We start from the raw sequence: 16,540 nt of genomic DNA on the forward strand, positions 1-16,540 counted from the left end.
TGAATGACTGATTTCACGGCTCAAAAACGAATCGTAGTGACGGGTGTCGGGATTGTCGGGCCACTGGGATGTGGTGTGGAGGAGGTCTGGAAAAGACTGCTGGCAGGACAGTCCGGCATTCGCAACCTGGCGCAGGACATCACCGAGGGCACAGGCGTTGCGGTAGGCGGGCAGGTGCCGTCGCTGGAGGAGGATGCCATTGCCGGTTATGACCCTGACCGTCTCATTTCGGCCAAGGACCGCAAGAAGATGGACCGTTTCATCGAGTTTGCACTCGTTGCTGCCCATGAGGCTCTTGAGCAAGCGAACTGGCATCCAGTCGATGAGGCCGGGCAGCAGAGGACTGCGACCATCATTGCATCGGGTGTGGGTGGTTTCGGTGCCATCGCCGAGGCCGTAAGGACTACCGATGCGCGTGGCCCTCGCAGATTGTCGCCATTCACGGCGCCGTCCTTCCTGGCCAACATGGCGGCCGGGCATGTTTCCATCAGGCACGGCTTCAAAGGCCCGCTCGGCGCACCAGTGACCGCTTGCGCAGCAGGCGTGCAAGCCATTGGCGACGCGGCTAGGCTGATCAGGAGCGGTGAGGCCGATATCGCTGTTTGCGGTGGGACAGAGGCTGCGATTGATCGAGTGACCCTGGGCTGCTTTGCGGCGGCTCGGGCGCTGTCTACAGGGTTTGCCGAGCAGCCGCAGGAAGCCTCGCGCCCCTTTGATCGTGAGCGTGACGGTTTTGTCATGTCCGAAGGGGCCGGGCTGCTGGTCATCGAGTCTCTTGAACACGCTTTGGCGCGTGGTGCCACACCTCTGGCGGAACTGGTGGGCTACGGCACCAGCGCCGATGCCTATCACCTGACGGCTGGCCCCGAAGATGGCGGGGGAGCCCGGCGCGCCATGCAACAGGCCTTGCAGCAGGCTGGTTTGAGCCCTGACGACGTTCAGCACATCAATGCTCACGCCACTTCGACTCAAGTGGGCGACAAGGGCGAACTGACAGCCATTCGTTCGGTATTCGGTGCGGGGTCTGGCGTGGCGATCACGTCGACCAAGTCCGCTACCGGGCATCTGCTGGGCGCGGCGGGCGGCATTGAAGCCATCTTCACGGTATTGGCATTACGCGATCAGATCGTGCCGCCCACGTTGAATCTGACTCACCCGGATGAGGCCGCAGACGGGCTTGAGCTTGTCGGCCTGAACGCCCGAAAACTGCCGCTGACCCATGCGCTGTCGAACGGGTTCGGCTTTGGTGGTGTGAATGCCAGCGTTGTCTTTCGTCGTTGGGAGCCTTCCTTGTGAAAGTCGGGGCTCTCCACAGAAAGGCTTCGTATTCAGTAGACTGTGCCTTTGCACTGCCTGTACTGAAGGAGGTTTCGTGGATAACCCTATTCGCCCAGTCGAGCTGGAAAAGGCCTACCGGCTGATAAATCACGGCCCTGCCGTACTGGTTTCTGCCAGCCATGCCGGGACGGATAACGTGATGTCGGCTTCATGGGCCTGTGCCCTGGACTTTTCTCCGCCCAAGGTCACGGTGGTCATCGACAAGATGACCAGAACCCGTGGGCTTGTCGAGAAGAGTGGCTATTTCGCTCTGCAGGTGCCGACGGTTGAGCAGGTACAACTGACCTATGACGTCGGGACACAAAGCCTTGGCTATATGCCCGACAAGCTGGAAAAGTCAGGTGTCGAGCTGTTTCGTATTGAAGGGTACGAGACTCCGCTGGTGGCGGGCTGTTCGGCCTGGCTGATCTGCAAGCTCGTTCCTGAGCCCCATAACCAGCAGACCTATGATTTGTTCATCGGCGAGGTTGTGGGAGCCTGGGCCGATGAGCGGGCGTTCAAGGATGGCCATTGGGCTTTCGAGACGGCCGATCCTCGTTGGCGCAGCCTGCACTACATCGCTGGCGGGACTTTCTACGCTATCGGTGATCTGGTTCGGGTTGAAAGCGAAGAGGAATAAAAGGGTGTAAAAAACGGGGGGAGCGCAAGGCTCCCCCGATCGATCAACGGCGATCCAGCCATACGGTCTTCGCATTGCAGAACTCTCGCACGCCGAAGTGTGAAAGCTCACGACCAAAGCCGCTTTTCTTCACGCCGCCGAAGGCAACACGCGGGTCGGAGGCGCAATAACCATTGATGAACACACCGCCTGTTTCCAGCTCGTCAGCCAGTTGTTCGGCAAGTTCGACATTGCGGGTGTAAATGGTCGAAGTCAGGCCGAATTCGCTATCGTTGGCCAGTTCCAGTGCATGTCTGGCATCGCGGGCGGTGATGATCGAAGCCACCGGGCCGAACAGTTCTTCCTTGAAGGATGTCATCTGGTCGGTGACATCACTCAACACCGTGGGCTCATAGAAGTTGCCAGCGTCTTCGGCCTTTTTACCGCCCAGCAACAAGGTCGCGCCTTCGGCCAGAGTGGCCTGCACCTGAAGATCCAGTTCGTCACGCAGATCGAAACGGGCCATGGGGCCGATATAGGTTTCTGTGCTCGATGGATCGCCAACTGCCAGCAGGCGAGTGGCTTCGACGAACTTGCGGGTGAAGGCTTCAACGATGCCCTGTTCGACGATCAAACGCTTGGCTGCCGCACAGACCTGACCGGTGTTCTGATAGCGGCCGATAACGGCGGCTTTCACGGCTTCGTCCAGGTCGGCATCGTTGAGCACGATAAAGGGATCGGAGCCGCCCAGTTCCAGTACGCATTTCTTCAGGGCCGCACCTGCCTGAGCGCCAATCGCAGCCCCGGCCCGTACGCTGCCGGTCAGTGTCACGGCGGCAATGCGCGGGTCGGCAATGGCGCGGGATACACCTTCCTGAGCCACGTTGATCACTTCAAACACGCCTTGCGGGAAACCGGCTTGCTGGAGTGCGTCGCGTATCAGATAGGCGCAGCCCATCACGTTGGGCGCATGTTTGAGCACGTAAGTGTTGCCGGCGAGCAAGACCGGAACGGCACCGCGCAGTACCTGCCAGACCGGGAAGTTCCAGGGCATGACCGCCAGGATCGGGCCAAGCGGGCGGTATTCGATACGCGCCTTGTTGTTCTCGACCAGTGTCGGTTCCGGTGCAAGCATCGCCGGGCCATGGCTGGCGTACCACTCGCAGAGCTGCGCGCATTTCTCGATTTCGCCACGGGCTTGAGCAATGGGCTTGCCCATTTCCCGGGTGATCATCTGTGCCATTGCGGTCGCGTTGTCGCGTAATGCCCTGGCCAGCGCAACCAGCAGTTGAGCGCGTTCATCGACCGTCTTGCGTCGCCATAGTGCATAACCGTCGGCCGCACGGGAAAGAGCGGCATCCAGTGTCGAGTCGGACTCAAACGCATAGTGGCCGATCTGTTCGCCGTTGGCCGGGTTGATCGAGATTGCATGGGTGTGGCTGGAAATCTGTGTCATGACGCCATCCTCTTGTGGGTGGGAATGGGGCCAGAGTATCGTCGTGCTATGCTTTGCGAAACTGAATAATAATGATTATATCGTTCACGTTTGGAGAATGAATTGGATCTCGTCCAGCTTGAAATATTCAAGGCCGTCGCCGAGCAGGGCAGCATCAGCGCCGCCGCGCAGCACATCCATCGGGTGCCCTCGAACCTGACCACACGAATCAAGCAGCTGGAACTCGACCTGGGCGTCGAGCTGTTCATTCGTGAAAAGCACCGCTTGCGCCTGTCACCGGCTGGCTGGAATTTTCTGGACTACGCCCGGCGCATCCTTGCGCTGGTGGAAGAAGCGCGAATGGCCATTTCCGGCGAAGAACCCCAAGGCCCGTTTTCTCTTGGCTCGCTGGAGAGTACGGCAGCGGTACGTATTCCGGCGCTGTTGGCGGCCTATAACCAGCAATACGCCAAGGTCGAACTGGACCTGTCCACGGGGCCGTCCGGCACCATGATCGATGGCGTATTGTCTGGCCGTCTGGTGGCGGCGTTTGTTGATGGGCCGGTGCTGCATCCGGCGCTGGAAGGCGTGCCGGTCTTTGAAGAAGAGATGGTGATCATTGCGCCGCTCAACCATCAGCCCGTGACGCGGGGGCTGGATGTGAATGGCGAAAGCATCTACGCCTTTCGCGCCAACTGCTCATACCGTCATCACTTCGAGAGCTGGTTCACCGACGACGCCGCAGTGCCGGGCAAGATCTACGAAATGGAGTCCTATCACGGCATGTTGGCGTGCGTCAGTGCGGGCGCGGGCCTGGCGCTGATGCCGCGCAGCATGCTCGAAAGCATGCCAGGCTGCACCACCGTCAGCATCTGGCCACTGTCCGAGAAGTTCCGTTTTCTGCAGACCTGGCTGGTGTGGCGCAGGGGCACTGTTTCCCAGAGTCTGACGCGGTTTGTCGAGTTGCTGGAGGCGCGGGGCGGGCCTGCTCGTAACGAGCAGCTTCAATGATGTGCCGAATGAGGTTCGGAAGATGTCATGTATGAGTATTTTTCTTTTGCCCCAGGAGAGCCACGTTGGCTTGCAATAACATTCCTCTCGTTCTTTTGCCCGGCCTGCTGAACGATGAGCGACTTTGGGCTCATCAGACGGCTGCTTTCGAGTCTTCACGCAAGGTTTTCGTTGCGGATCTTTCTCAGGATGACAGCATCGCGCAAATGGCCCGGCGCACGCTGGAACAGGCTCCGCCATTTTTTGCCCTGGCGGCCTTGTCCATGGGCGGATATGTGGCGATGGAAATCATGCGTCAGGCTCCCGAGCGGGTGGTGGCACTGGCCTTGTTCGACACCATGGTCCGGCCAGACAGCGAGGATCGAGCCAGAGTCAGGCGTGGCCTGCTGGAGCTGGCGCAACTGGGCAAGTTCATGGGTGTAACACCTCACTTGCTGCCGCGTATCATTCATACCCGTTGCATAGGCACTGCCGCTGCACAACAGGTCATGGATATGGCGCAGGCCATTGGCAGGGAAGGTTTCATCCGTCAGCAGCAAGCGATCATCGAGCGTCAGGACTACAGTTCTCTTCTGGAGACGATCAGCGTGCCGACCCTGATTGTCGTCGGCGAGAATGACGAAATAACACCTCTGGCAGAATCGGAGTTCACCCATCGGAGCATTGCCGGTTCGCGTCTGGTCGTCCTTCCCGAATGCGGGCATCTGCCGCCTCTGGAATATCCGCAGCGTACAACCGAGCTATTGCAGGAATGGCTTCTGTAGGAGCAATCGGGCGGCGCTCTGCTCATCCGCGAAGACATCCTTCTTCGCGAATGAATTCGCTCCTACCGATTTTTCGTCCACTTTTTTGTGAGAGGAACACCATGCTTATCGATCATCTGGACCACCTGGTCCTCACGACTTGCGACGCGGCAGCCTGTCAGGATTTCTACACCCGTGTCATGGGCATGAGCCTGGAAACCTTTGGCAATGGCCGTATTGCCTTTCGCTTCGGCAATCAGAAGATCAACCTGCATGTGCGAGGCCACGAATTCGAGCCCAAGGCGCATCTGCCGGTACCCGGTGCGCTGGATCTTTGCTTCATCGGTGCCAGGCCTCTGGATGAAGTGATCGTTCATCTCCAGCAACAGAACTGGCCGATAGTGGAAGGCCCGGTGCAAAGGACCGGAGCCACGGGGCCGATCCGTTCGGTGTATGTCCGGGACCCTGACCTGAACCTGATCGAGATATCCGAGTATTTGTAAGGGGCTTGATTGGCAGGCCAATGACCTTGCGCTATTTTGTCCTCCGAACCTCTCTCCAGGTATCTGCCGATGTCATGCCCGCAAGTTTGTGCCGGAGCCACGTTGCAATGCAGTTTCGGCGCTGCGCCTACCGTATTGAACGTATTGCCGACCAATCGCGTGCTGACCAGCAGCATGCCGGCGGCGACCATCATGGATCACATCCCGTTGGTCAACATTCCCACCTTCGGAATGTGCATGAGCACAGCCAACCCCATGGTGATCGCGGCCACGGCGGCAGCATTGGGGGTGCTTACGCCAATGCCTTGCATTCCCGCAACGGCCTCGCCATGGATTCCGGGCGGTGCGCCAACGGTGTTATTGGGCGGTATGCCGGCAATCGACTCCAACAGCATGCTGATGTGCAACTGGGCCGGGGTGATCAAGATTGTGATGCCGGGTCAGGTGCAGATGTTGATTCCCTGATCTACGAAAGCTGATTGTTTTCAAGGGCGACTAGATAAGTGTATTGCCGTGGTGGTCTAGGCAGTCATCCCGCTCCACTGGGAGCGGGGGCGCGAGCTGCTTCCGACTCTGCGCACCTTACAGGTTCGGTGCCGGACTAGCCTTGGATCTTTTCAAATTTTTCGAGCTGTACCTTCAGGTAGTCGTGCTGTTTGCGGGTGAAGCCCAGGTTGTGGTCCAGCTTGCGATCTTTTATTTCGGTGATCTGAGCTTTGGTCGTGATGTTGCCAATCTGCGCGAAACCTTCGCGATGCAATGCGACGACCGATGAGTTGCCCTGTACACCAGCCTCCTGATGGGGCTTTAGCGTATCGCCGAGATTGGAAACCAGTTCGGTTAAAAACGTCAGCTTGATTATTATGGAGCCGTCATCGGTGGCGTTCTCATTGCCGAATGCCATGACCTTGAGCAAGGAGGAAGACATCCAGTAGCGATAGAGATCGGTGTTGAGGAAGTCGAAGACTGGCTTGAAGGGGTCGGTCTTACCACTGATTGCGCTCCATTCGCCTGCCGACATCTTGCGGTAGTAAACATTCGGCACGCAGGTACCGGATACTTTGAGCATTCTGTCGAAGCTGTTGGCGTCGAACATCGTGGTACTGAGCCACAGATCCTTGAGATCTTCCCGGGTCTTGGCCAGCATACGCCGCTGGCTGTCTGCATTACGCCATTGGTTGTAAAGGCTCTTGGTAATGCCAGGGTTGTGGGGTATATGACCCTGATTATGAGTTTCGGTCATCGTCGCGTTCCACTTGCCTGTCTTGTTGCTTACGCGCATTGGATACTTTCCTTGAATTAGTTTTGGGTAGCATCGGTCAGGACTGCGCAGGCGACACATTATTCATCCACCACCAGCGCAGGTGTGAAACCGGTTTGCCCTTGGCATCCAGCGGGCGGCCGTCATCGGCGAATTGTTGTTCCTGATCCAGCAACTGGCCATTCAGGTAGCGGGCCTTGAAGGATGCCTGGCCGTTGGTGTGGAAACGCTGATACAGCCCGTCGCGCACACCGTCCTTGTAGTGCTCCAATTCCGCCAGTTGCCCGTCAGGATAATGAATGCTGGCCTCGCCATGCAGCAGGCCCATTTTATAGGTGGCCCGACGTTGCAACAGTCCTTCGGGCGAATAGAAATTCGCGATGCCATGCAGCTTGTCGTTCACGTAAGGCAATTGCGCGGAAACCCGGCCGTTGGGGTGGTAGGTGAGGCTCATGCCCTGCAACTCGCCCTGGCTGTAATTCAGGTTGGCCAGCGGTCGGTTGTCTTTTTCGATTCGCAACGGCCCATCCAGTTGGCCATCATTCAAGCGTCCGGCCAGTTGTGCATCACCGCTTTGTACATCCACTGTTTCAGTCTTGGCCATGGCTCAGGATCTCAATTGACTTGTACCAGGCCGCCCTTGATGGTCAGCATGCCGCCGCCATCCACGGTCTGTGACGCTGCGGCCTTGTTGGTCAGGCTGATGCCTGCGTCGTTGGTCATGGTCGTGCCTGCTTTGTTTTCCAGCGATGTGCCTGCCTGATTGGTCAGGGCCGTTCCCGCCTTTTGGGTGATCGAAGTGCTGGCCTGCACGGCCAGATCGGCACCGCTCTTGATCGTGAAGCTGCCGCCGCTTTCCAGGGTGATGGTGCCGCTGACCTTGAGGGTCAGGTTGCCGTCCACGGTCAGGCTGTAATTGCCTGTGACCTTGTCGGTGTAGTTGCCGCCGGTGCTATGGGTCTGGTCGCCGCCGACCTTGACGGTGCGAGTGTCCTTCACATCCAGCGTATCGCTACCGGTCTGGATGGTGACGCTGCGTTTGCCCTTTTCCAGCGTGACGGTTTCATCGCCTTCCTTGACGGTGCGGGTACGTGCGTTCTGTACGGTCAGGGTTTCATCGTGGCCGACGGTGACTGTGGTGTCGTTGAGCACATTGGTCTTGAAGTCCTTCTGGGCTTGCAGAAAGACTTCCTCAGCGTCTTTCTTGTCCTCGAAACGCAACTCGTTGAAACCGCCGCCGCCCTTGGAGGAATTGGTCTTGATCCCCGATTGCGTCTGGTTGGCGGGCAGGGCATAGGGCAGGGCGTTGTCGCCGTTGTACACGCAACCGCTGACCAATGGCCGGTCGGGGTCGCCGTCGATAAAGGTGACGATCACTTCCTGGCCGATGCGCGGCACGAACTGCATGCCGAACCCCTTGCCGGTCCAGGGCAGTACCACACGCACCCAGCAGGAGCTGGTTTCGTCGCTCTTGCCGTCGCGGTCCCACGGGAACTGGATCTTGATCCGGCCATATTCGTCGGTCCAGATTTCCTCGCCGGACTTGCCGACCACGGTGGCCGTCTGGGTGTGCATGCGCGGTTTGGATGTCATCCGCGCCGGGCGATAAGTGGTGGCCTTGGGGATAGCCTCGAAGCGGTTGCGATAGCCTTCATGGCTAGCTTCATGAGTGACTGCTGTCACCACCCAGTCGATATTCAGGGTCGCATCGTCATGGCCGCTCAGAGTGAAAAAGTGCCCCGGCACCAGCCAGCGACAGTCGCTTTCACCGACAAAGCGTTTCTCCTGACTGCGCAGCCCGTCGACCCGCTGTTTGGTCAATGCATCGCCCCGTGCCTTGGCGATATAACCGCCCGGATGCTCATACATCGACAACGGCCCGGCCTTGGCTTCCGCCTTGCTGTAAAGCGAAGTGGTGGGTGTGGTGAACTCATAATCCGAGGCTGAATACACCCCGGAAACCGCCTGTAACACCAGTTGCCCGGAACGAATCCCGTGCAGTTCCCGATTGCCCATTCCCTGACCCAGATACTTCACCGCCGGCCCGTTGGGAATCGCTGGAAACGCATCGTTGTTATCCGCCAGCACCAGCGTGTGCTTGCCTTCCTCATGGGTGAAAAACCAGAAAATCCCTTCCTCTTCCAGCAGGCGCGACACAAACGCAAAGTCGGTTTCGCCGTACTGCACGCAATACTCACGCGGCGTGTAACTGCCGGTCAGCGACAGCTTGTGATCGCTGAATCCGTGGTCAGTGAAGATCGACGTCACGATGTCCGACGTGGAGAGGTTCTGAAACACCCGGTTATTGCTCGCCAGCGTCAGCCACCACAACCATGGCCGCAACAACACCTGATAACGATCCGCCGTTGCGTCAACCGGAAGCTGCCGGATCTCCGCCACCAGCGCATCCATTGGGCGCAGCATCGCATCGTTATGCAGCGTGGTCGTGACGTGAGTGGCGATAGCGGAAGTCAGCGTCAGCGCAGTGTCGGCCTGGCCATGCAGGAAATACTGCCCCAGCGCATTGAGGGATTCCTCGCCGCTGATGACGTCTGGATACAGCTCGGTGAGGGCTGAGCCGGTCAGGGAGAGGGTGGTTGTGGTGTCGGTGGCGCGGGGCATCAGGTGGTCCGTTTTTAGTATATTCGTTGATTTCGTGTTTTATTTTATTATGTTTAGTTCGGGGTAGTTTACGGGGGGGAGTAGTTTTAGATCAAATGTGCGTATTCTTTCCTTGACCAGTTCTTCAAAGCCAATAAGGATTGCCTCTTTGTTAGCTGAGGGTGTAAATTTTTTTTGGGAGACACAAGACCAAAACCATTTGACCAGTAAGGATGCTTCTTTTTTACTTACTGTTGAGTCTTTTGAGCCTGTGGTGACGGGTATTATTTCTTTCCAAGTGGTGTGTTCTATGTGCTCTTTGGTTTCGTTGTATGAGTCTGTATGCGCCATTGGCCATTTGCCTGCTACTTTTGCCTTTTCTTCATCAAGTACCGGGTTTTCAACTAATGTAGGGTCCCATAGTATGTTTGACCATGTGTATTTTTTATTTTTTCCATATGTGGCTTGGGATTCTATTAGGTCCAGTAAGACTAAGCCCATTAAAAATGATAAAGGATTTCTGGCTGTTTCAGCGATGAACATTGCACCTGTGGCTAGCGATATTGCACCGCCATCAATTGTTGCGGCTTTGCCAGATAATAAATTTCTCATTTCTTGAGAAACTGCTTTTCCTCCATCGTTAGGTAGTGTGCTTATGCTAATGGCTATTGATTGATAAGAGGTCTCTGTAAAAGCATTGTGTGCTCTTATGTTGTCTTCACCTGGAGAAAATAAATATTTGTTTCTTCCTTTTTCATTGGTTTTTCTTAATTCGTCTACGCTTTCTCTTTTGTTTATGGGGATTTTTGTATTTTCTTTAAAGATTCTTTCTGCTTCGCTACCTGCTGCGTCTGCATTTGATTTTATGAGAGCGTTAAGATCGGTTTCTGAGCCCCAGTCTTCGATGTAATTGTTGACTTTTCTTCTTCTTATTATTCTGTTTCCGATTTTGTACCAGCTATTATAGTCTTTGAGAGGGTTTCGTGCGCAATATATCCAGTGCTCTGGGGTGCTCGCTTTAAATGGGTCTGTAGGTGTTCCTGTCCCGTTAGGCGCTGTTCCTACTTGGCTGGATAAAATTCTCCAGGCTTTTTCTCTAAGCTCCTTTCCTGAAATTATAATTGGGTCTGCAGGCGGGTTTATAGAGAAAAAAGTTGGAAGAAATACTACAGATCCTGCCATGTTTTTGCCTCATTTGTGTGTGGGTTTTTAATCTGATTTGTGTGGTTTTTTTAGGTTTTTGGGGTGTTGAAACTCACTCCAACACCCACTCCGCCAACTTCCCCGTCACCTGTTTCATCAACACATTCTCAATATCCCGTGCCCCAGCCCCGCTGCATTTTGCGAGCACGGCCTTGACAATCCCGTTATCAAAATCAAACTGTTTACCCGTGGCGGCCTTGTACCGGCCACGCAGTTTCTCCAGCTTGGCCAGCACGATCCCTTCCAGTGTCGCTTCATCCAGCGGGTGATAAGGCACCACTGTCATGCGCGCAAGAAAGGCGGGGCGAAAGGCTTGTAGCAGGACTTTGTGCAGGCGTTCGTTGAACGGGTCGCTGTCGAGTTCGGCGGTGGGGGTGTCGAGGATCAGTTCGGCGCCAACGTTGCTGGTGGCGAGCATGACGGTGTTCTTGAAGTCCACCACCAGGCCGGTGCCGTCTTCCATGACGCCTTTGTCGAACACGTTATAGAAAGCTTCCAGCACATCCGGGTGGGCTTTTTCGATTTCGTCCAGCAGCACCACTGAATAGGGTTTGCGGCGTACGGCTTCGGTCAGCACGCCGCCGGTTCCGTAGCCGACATAGCCAGGTGGTGCGCCTTTGAGCTGGCTGACGGTGTGGGCTTCCTGGTACTCGGAAAGGTTGATGCTGATCAGGTTGCGTTCGCCGCCGTACAAGGCATCGGCCAGGGCGTAGGCGGTTTCGGTCTTGCCGACGCCGGTAGGGCCGGGGAGCAGGAAGACGCCCACTGGTTTCTGTGGGTCGGTCAGGCCGGCGCGGTAGGCTTGCAGGCGTTGGGCGATGGTGTCGAGTGCGGCTTTCTGGCCCATGACCCGCTGGCCCATGCGCTGCCCCAGGGTCCGCACGGCATGGGCTTCGTCGGCGAGCATCTTGCCCACCGGGATGCCGGTCCAGCCTGCAATCACGGCGGCGACGGTCTTGGAGTCGACCTGTTCGGGCACCAATGGATCGTCCTGGCGAATGGCATCCAGCCCGGCTCCCAGACGCACCAGTTCGGAAGCCAGGTAATCGATGCGGCTGTCGGTGTCCGGGTCGCGTTTTTCGAGGTCGGTATTGGCGTCCACGCGCTCGCTCAGGGCCAGCAGTTCGCGACGGGTTTCCAGCAGTTCGCGCACGGCCTCGCGCTCTTCGCCCCAACGCACTTCCAGTTCACGGATGGCTTGCAGGTTGCTGCCGGATTCGCTTTCCAGCGTGGTGATGCGCTCCCGATGATCAAGACCGGTGGCCTGCTCGCGACGCAGGCGTTCGACTTCCTCCTTCAGGCTTTGCTGGCGATGGCGCAGGCTTTCCAGCGGCGGAGGGACGTCGTGCTGGCCGAGGGCGACGCGGGCGCAGGCGGTGTCGAGGATGCTGATGGCCTTGTCTGGCAGTTGACGCCCGGAGATGTAGCGGTGTGAGAGTTTCACCGCATCGTGAATCGCTGCATCCAGCACTTGCACGCCATGGTGCTGCTCCAGTTTGGTCGCTACGCCACGCAGCATTTCCACGGCTGTAGCTTCGTCCGGCTCTTCCACTTGTACCAACTGGAAACGCCGGGCCAGCGCCGGGTCTTTCTCGAAATACTTCTTGTATTCCATCCAGGTGGTGGCAGCCAGGGTGCGCAGTTCGCCGCGGGCCAGAGCGGGTTTGAGCAGGTTGGCGGCGTCGCTGCCGCCTTCCGCGCCACCGGCTCCGATCAGGGTGTGGGCTTCGTCGATAAACAGGATGATCGGTTTTTCTGCGCTGCGTACCGCATCGATCACACCTTTGAGACGTTGCTCGAATTCGCCCTTGACCCCGGCACCGGCTTGCAGCAGGCCAAGGTCGAGCACGCGCAGGCTGACATCCTGCAAGGACGGCGGCACGTCACCGGCAGCAATGCGCAACGCCAGGCCTTCGACCACGGCGGTTTTACCCACGCCCGGCGCACCCACCAGAATCGGGTTGTTCTGGCGACGGCGCAGCAGGATGTCGATGCACTGACGGATTTCCCCGTCGCGGCCGACGATGGGGTCGATACGCCCGGCGTGGGCATCGGCGGTCAGGTCCTGGGTGTATTGGTCGAGAGTCGAGTCTTCGACGGTCTTGGCCGGCGGAGCCTTGCCCGGTTGGCCAGGTACGGCGATGGCGATATGTTCGCGAGAGGGTTGCGCCCATTCCTGCAAGTTGTTGCGCAGCACATCCCGGGGAATGCGCAGCAACGAGGATGCGCTGTTGAGCAGCAGGCTGCGACGTTCATCCCTGTCCAGCAGGGCCAGCAGCAACAGCCCTGAACGAATGCTTTGCTGGCCCATGACGCTGGCCTGCACCACGGTGTCTTCCAGCAGGCCGATGGTTTGCGCGGACAGTGCCGGAGTGCGGGTACTGCCGGATTTGAACAGTTCCAGCGCCTTGTTGATTTCTGCGGTCAGCGCATCGCGCTCCAGGCCGAAACGCGGCAGCAGGCAGGCCAGGTCGCCGCCCTCGATATCCAGCAGTTCCAGCAGCAGGTGCTCGATTTCAACGTAGTGATGACCCCGTTGCAGGCAGCGCTGCGCGGCGCGTTCCAGAGCGCGGCGGCTGTCGGCGTTGAGGCGTGCTATCAGGCTGCCGAGTTCCATATTCAGGACATCTCCGGTTGGCGCAGCCGTGTATCGATGCGCTGCAGGTCTTGATTGGGTTTTTTGCGCAAGCCACCGTTCCAGTTGAGAGTCGGTGGATTCTCTAGATTCATGACCATGGGTTCGGCACCCGATACCAGCAAGGTCAATGAGCAGTCCAGATCGGGGCCGAAATACAGCGCCGCCATGCTCGCCAGCTGCTGATGGGCTTCGCCTTCGGGCAGCAGGCGTCTGGCCTGCGCGTTCTGCAAGGGGCCTATGGTCAGGCGAATGCCTGCATGTTCGTCCCATACACGGGTTCCGGCGATGGCGGTGCTGCCCAGTTTCAGGTTGCGGCCACCGGGTTTCAGCAGGCTGCGACTGGCTGGCGGAATGCTGCGCCATGCGCCTTCATACGCGCTGATCTGTACCGGCAGGCCGAAATGCTGACGCACGATGGCAGCAAAACCGGCCAGCGAGCGACGGCCGCCTGAGTACAAGGCGCTACGCGCCATGATCGCGGCATCAGGCAGTGCCTGGCGTTCCTGCAATGATTTTGGCAGCAGGCCGGTCAGAGCGCGTAACTGCGCCTGCACAGGGCTGGCTGAAGGCACGGTGAACCCAAGCGCCACGCGATGCTTGCGCAGCACCCGATAGAGCAGGCTGAGCAGGCGATGCTGGAACAGGTCGAGAAACTCGGCAGGCGCATGATCCTTGGCGCGGGCGCGTTGTTGCAGCCATTCCTGAAAGGCGTACGGCAAAGGACCGTCGGGGCCGCCCAACCCAAAGATCGGCGTCGTCAGTACCGGTTGCTGGCCGGGTTCCTGGGTCAGGTTTTCGACTTCGCTGGAGGCAAACAAGGGCGTCAGCGGGCCGCGCAGGCGGATGGCTTCGGCCTGGGGTGAGGTGCAGGTGCCCAATGGCGAAGCCTGCGGGTGCTCGCGCTCCAGAATCAGCAAGGCCTGCAACAGCTCGAAAGCCTGTGGCTCCTTGCGCAAGACCTCGCTTAGAGGGACAGGGGCATGCCGGCCTGGGGTTGCCATGTCTTGACCTCCTTGTCCGAGTTGACCAGCACCGTACGTACGAAGCGGTTGGCGGTGGCGTAAAGCGAGAAGAATTGCGCCAGCACTGCCGAGAACAGCACGGCGCTATTACCGACGAAGTGTTCCGGGTCCAGTTGCAGGCTGACTTCCAGCCCATTGCGCCAGCCGCGCCAGGCATCTTCGCCCACCTGGGCGATGACCCGTTCGCAGGTCATTTTTTGCAAACCTTCGATCTGCCGACGAGCACTGGCCTCGTCGCGCAGGTTGTGCAGGCTGAGGATTTCCTTGAGGGCTTCCAGCGCCCTGGGGCCTTCCACCAGTGACAGGTGGTTGAGGTTCAGTTGCGAAATCAGACGCCAGCGTGAGTCACCACCCAGATGCGGAGAGCTTTGCGAACTGGGCGGGTTGATCAGGCTGGCCTTGGCCACCGGGCCGGGCCGCTCGAAGCTCAAAGGGGTTCCAGCGCTCAGGCTCTGGGCCAGATGACGGTTGGTGCAAAGCAGCTCCGCCGTCAGGCTGTAGTTCGGTGCGTCGAGCAGCGGGTCGAAGCGGGTGTCGACCAAGCTGAGCATCAGGTCGCTGCCCAGACGGTTGGGCGTCAGCCCGGTGATGCGTCGGGCATGCCAGTACAGGTTGCTGTCGCCCAGGCTGTGCTGGCTGCCGTAATAGGCCGGCACCGGGCGTACGCCTTGGGGCGATGCGGCGCGCATGCCACGGATGCTGTGGATCTCGACGCTGTTCTCGCGATGGCTGTCGGCAATCAGCCGGTATTCGCTTTGCGTGCCGTCCGGACGCAATGGTTCGGAGGTGCGCGGAAACAGGTTGATCACTGGTGTGCAGCCCATTGCGATATCGCTGGCTTGCAGATGCAGGCGAGCCTGAGGAGCGCGGTCGAAGACGATATACAGATAAAGCGTGCGGCCTTCGACATGAGCCGTGTTCAGGGGAATATCGAAGAAGTGGAATTTTTCCGGGAAGGCAAAATATTCGGCGAGCAAACGCATGCCTGGGTGGACGCCGTCTTCCTCTGGCAACAGGGCTTCGTCATTGGCGAAACCGACAATGTGCGGCAGGTCGCCATGGGCGACTGGCTGACTGCCCGGTGCGCCGCTCAAGACCTTGACGGCATGGGCGCCCAGCAAGTCGTACAGCGCGGCATTCACCACCGGTGATGCGTCCAGATGCAGGCGCAGGTGCTCAATGCTCAGTTGCGCCCAGTCTGTTGTTTCTCCCAGGCATTCCAGACTCAGGCGCAGGGCCGAACGGGCCTGGATCACACCGGTCAGGGCCTGTGTTTCTTCAGCATTGAGCAGCACGGCTTCGCTGATCTGAATGGGCCACAAAGTCACTTCGGCGCTGGTACGAAAGTGGATGCTTTCACCCTTGGTCGTGGTGACAAACAAGGGCGTATCCCGTGGCAATGCATAGCCCGCTGCGAGGTTGCCTTTGCTCGGGTCCGGCTCGAACCGGACGATGCTGCACGAGGGCAGGGGCCTGATGGCCAGCGGATAAAGCTGTTCCAGCAGGGCGTTGCTGAATTCGTCGTAGTCGTCATCCAGGCGTCGTTGCAGGCGTGCGGCCAGAAGGGCGAAGCCTTCGAGCAGGCGCTCCACATGCGGGTCCTGGCTTTCACCGGGAGACAGTTCCAGGCGTCGGGCGACTTTGGGGTAGCGGTTGGCGAATACGCTGCCGGCATGTCGCAGCCAGGTCAGTTCGCGTTGGTAATAATCAAGCAGTTGCGGATCAATCGAGTCGCTCATGGCTGACCTCCAGCCCGGCTTCCGAGGTCTGAACCGCAAAGGCCACAGGCCATTCCTGACGGTCATGGCGCAGGGTGCCGCTCAGGCGGATATCCAGTTGCCGGGGATGCCCTGGCATGGTTTGCACATCCACACCGGTCAGGTGCAGTCGCGGCTCGAAATGAGTGATTGCAGCGCGGATTTCCCGGGTCATGCGGCGTCGATCATCGCTATTGCTGGCTTGCAAGGCACTCCAGTCGGCAATGCCATAGTCGAGCAGGGTTGGTGGCGTTGTCATGTTGCCTGAAGCGCGGCGGGTATTGAGCAGGCGCAACAGTTCGGTCCGGACCGAGTCGGCCAGAGCCTGTCGGTCGAAAAACCTGGTGTGTTGCGTCTGCTCCTCGCTGAAAGCCAGGCGCTCGAATAACGGCGGACGAATGCCTGTGCCTGGCATGGCGAGTTACCTTTC

15 protein-coding genes are annotated in these 16,540 nt (G+C 58.5%); 6 read left to right on the top strand and 9 right to left on the bottom strand.

The window, feature by feature from the left end; all coding sequences use genetic code 11:
* Positions 1-3: 3 nt before the first annotated feature.
* Both fabF and ACODS3_RS04510 read left to right on the top strand, forming a co-directional pair.
* Positions 4-1,296 carry a beta-ketoacyl-ACP synthase II gene (gene fabF / locus ACODS3_RS04505; RefSeq protein WP_201017614.1) on the top strand — a complete coding sequence of 431 codons (1,293 nt, stop codon included), beginning with the start codon at positions 4-6 and terminating at the stop codon, positions 1,294-1,296.
* Between the two features lie 76 nt (positions 1,297-1,372).
* The gene (locus tag ACODS3_RS04510; protein ID WP_201007264.1) at positions 1,373-1,957 is read left to right on the top strand and encodes a flavin reductase family protein; all 585 of its coding nucleotides are present in this window, start codon (positions 1,373-1,375) and stop codon (positions 1,955-1,957) included.
* 43 nt (positions 1,958-2,000) lie between these two features.
* Here ACODS3_RS04510 and ACODS3_RS04515 read toward each other — a convergent pair whose 3' ends face one another.
* Positions 2,001-3,392 carry an aldehyde dehydrogenase family protein gene (locus ACODS3_RS04515; RefSeq protein ID WP_201017613.1) on the bottom strand — a complete coding sequence of 464 codons (1,392 nt, stop codon included), beginning with the start codon at positions 3,390-3,392 and terminating at the stop codon, positions 2,001-2,003.
* Between the two features lie 102 nt (positions 3,393-3,494).
* Between ACODS3_RS04515 and ptrR the strand changes: the two genes are divergently transcribed.
* The 4 genes from ptrR to ACODS3_RS04535 all read left to right on the top strand — a co-directional run bounded on the left by ptrR (position 3,495) and on the right by ACODS3_RS04535 (position 6,093).
* Positions 3,495-4,382, top strand: a complete 888-nt coding sequence (gene ptrR, locus ACODS3_RS04520; RefSeq protein ID WP_201017612.1) for a putrescine utilization regulator PtrR — start codon at positions 3,495-3,497, stop codon at positions 4,380-4,382.
* A gap of 65 nt (positions 4,383-4,447) precedes the next feature.
* On the top strand, positions 4,448-5,146 hold the full coding sequence (locus ACODS3_RS04525) for an alpha/beta fold hydrolase (RefSeq protein WP_201017611.1): 699 nt from the start codon (positions 4,448-4,450) through the stop codon (positions 5,144-5,146).
* A gap of 101 nt (positions 5,147-5,247) precedes the next feature.
* The gene (locus tag ACODS3_RS04530) at positions 5,248-5,628 is read left to right on the top strand and encodes a VOC family protein (protein ID WP_201017610.1); all 381 of its coding nucleotides are present in this window, start codon (positions 5,248-5,250) and stop codon (positions 5,626-5,628) included.
* A 69-nt stretch (positions 5,629-5,697) separates the two neighbouring features.
* Positions 5,698-6,093: a DUF4280 domain-containing protein gene (locus tag ACODS3_RS04535; protein WP_025259740.1), complete on the top strand. Its 396-nt coding sequence runs from the start codon at positions 5,698-5,700 to the stop codon at positions 6,091-6,093.
* Between the two features lie 136 nt (positions 6,094-6,229).
* Here the strand turns inward: ACODS3_RS04535 and ACODS3_RS04540 are convergent, their stop codons facing one another.
* The 8 genes from ACODS3_RS04540 to tssE form a co-directional block, all read right to left on the bottom strand.
* A complete protein-coding gene (locus ACODS3_RS04540) occupies positions 6,230-6,910 on the bottom strand; it encodes a hypothetical protein (RefSeq protein WP_489033445.1) in 681 nt (226 codons plus the stop codon).
* 37 nt (positions 6,911-6,947) lie between these two features.
* Positions 6,948-7,493, bottom strand: coding sequence for a toxin-antitoxin system YwqK family antitoxin (locus tag ACODS3_RS04545; protein ID WP_304573958.1), 546 nt, complete (start codon positions 7,491-7,493; stop codon positions 6,948-6,950).
* An 11-nt stretch (positions 7,494-7,504) separates the two neighbouring features.
* Positions 7,505-9,511, bottom strand: a complete 2,007-nt coding sequence (locus ACODS3_RS04550) for a type VI secretion system Vgr family protein (RefSeq protein ID WP_489033447.1) — start codon at positions 9,509-9,511, stop codon at positions 7,505-7,507.
* Positions 9,512-9,550: 39 nt separating this feature from the next.
* Positions 9,551-10,672 (bottom strand): hypothetical protein, encoded by a 1,122-nt coding sequence (locus ACODS3_RS04555; protein ID WP_489033449.1) that lies wholly within the window; start codon positions 10,670-10,672, stop codon positions 9,551-9,553.
* 73 nt (positions 10,673-10,745) lie between these two features.
* Positions 10,746-13,310 carry a type VI secretion system ATPase TssH gene (gene tssH, locus ACODS3_RS04560; RefSeq protein WP_489033451.1) on the bottom strand — a complete coding sequence of 855 codons (2,565 nt, stop codon included), beginning with the start codon at positions 13,308-13,310 and terminating at the stop codon, positions 10,746-10,748.
* A gap of 2 nt (positions 13,311-13,312) precedes the next feature.
* The gene (gene tssG, locus ACODS3_RS04565) at positions 13,313-14,332 is read right to left on the bottom strand and encodes a type VI secretion system baseplate subunit TssG (RefSeq protein WP_489033453.1); all 1,020 of its coding nucleotides are present in this window, start codon (positions 14,330-14,332) and stop codon (positions 13,313-13,315) included.
* Entirely contained in the window at positions 14,296-16,092 is a 1,797-nt protein-coding gene (tssF, locus tag ACODS3_RS04570; RefSeq protein ID WP_489033455.1) for a type VI secretion system baseplate subunit TssF, read from the bottom strand. Before tssF ends, tssG begins: the two co-directional genes overlap by 37 nt.
* Positions 16,076-16,525 carry a type VI secretion system baseplate subunit TssE gene (gene tssE, locus ACODS3_RS04575; RefSeq protein WP_489033457.1) on the bottom strand — a complete coding sequence of 150 codons (450 nt, stop codon included), beginning with the start codon at positions 16,523-16,525 and terminating at the stop codon, positions 16,076-16,078. Before tssE ends, tssF begins: the two co-directional genes overlap by 17 nt.
* Positions 16,526-16,540: the final 15 nt, after the last annotated feature.

The sequence above is a fragment of the Pseudomonas sp. FG43 genome (genome assembly GCF_057809175.1).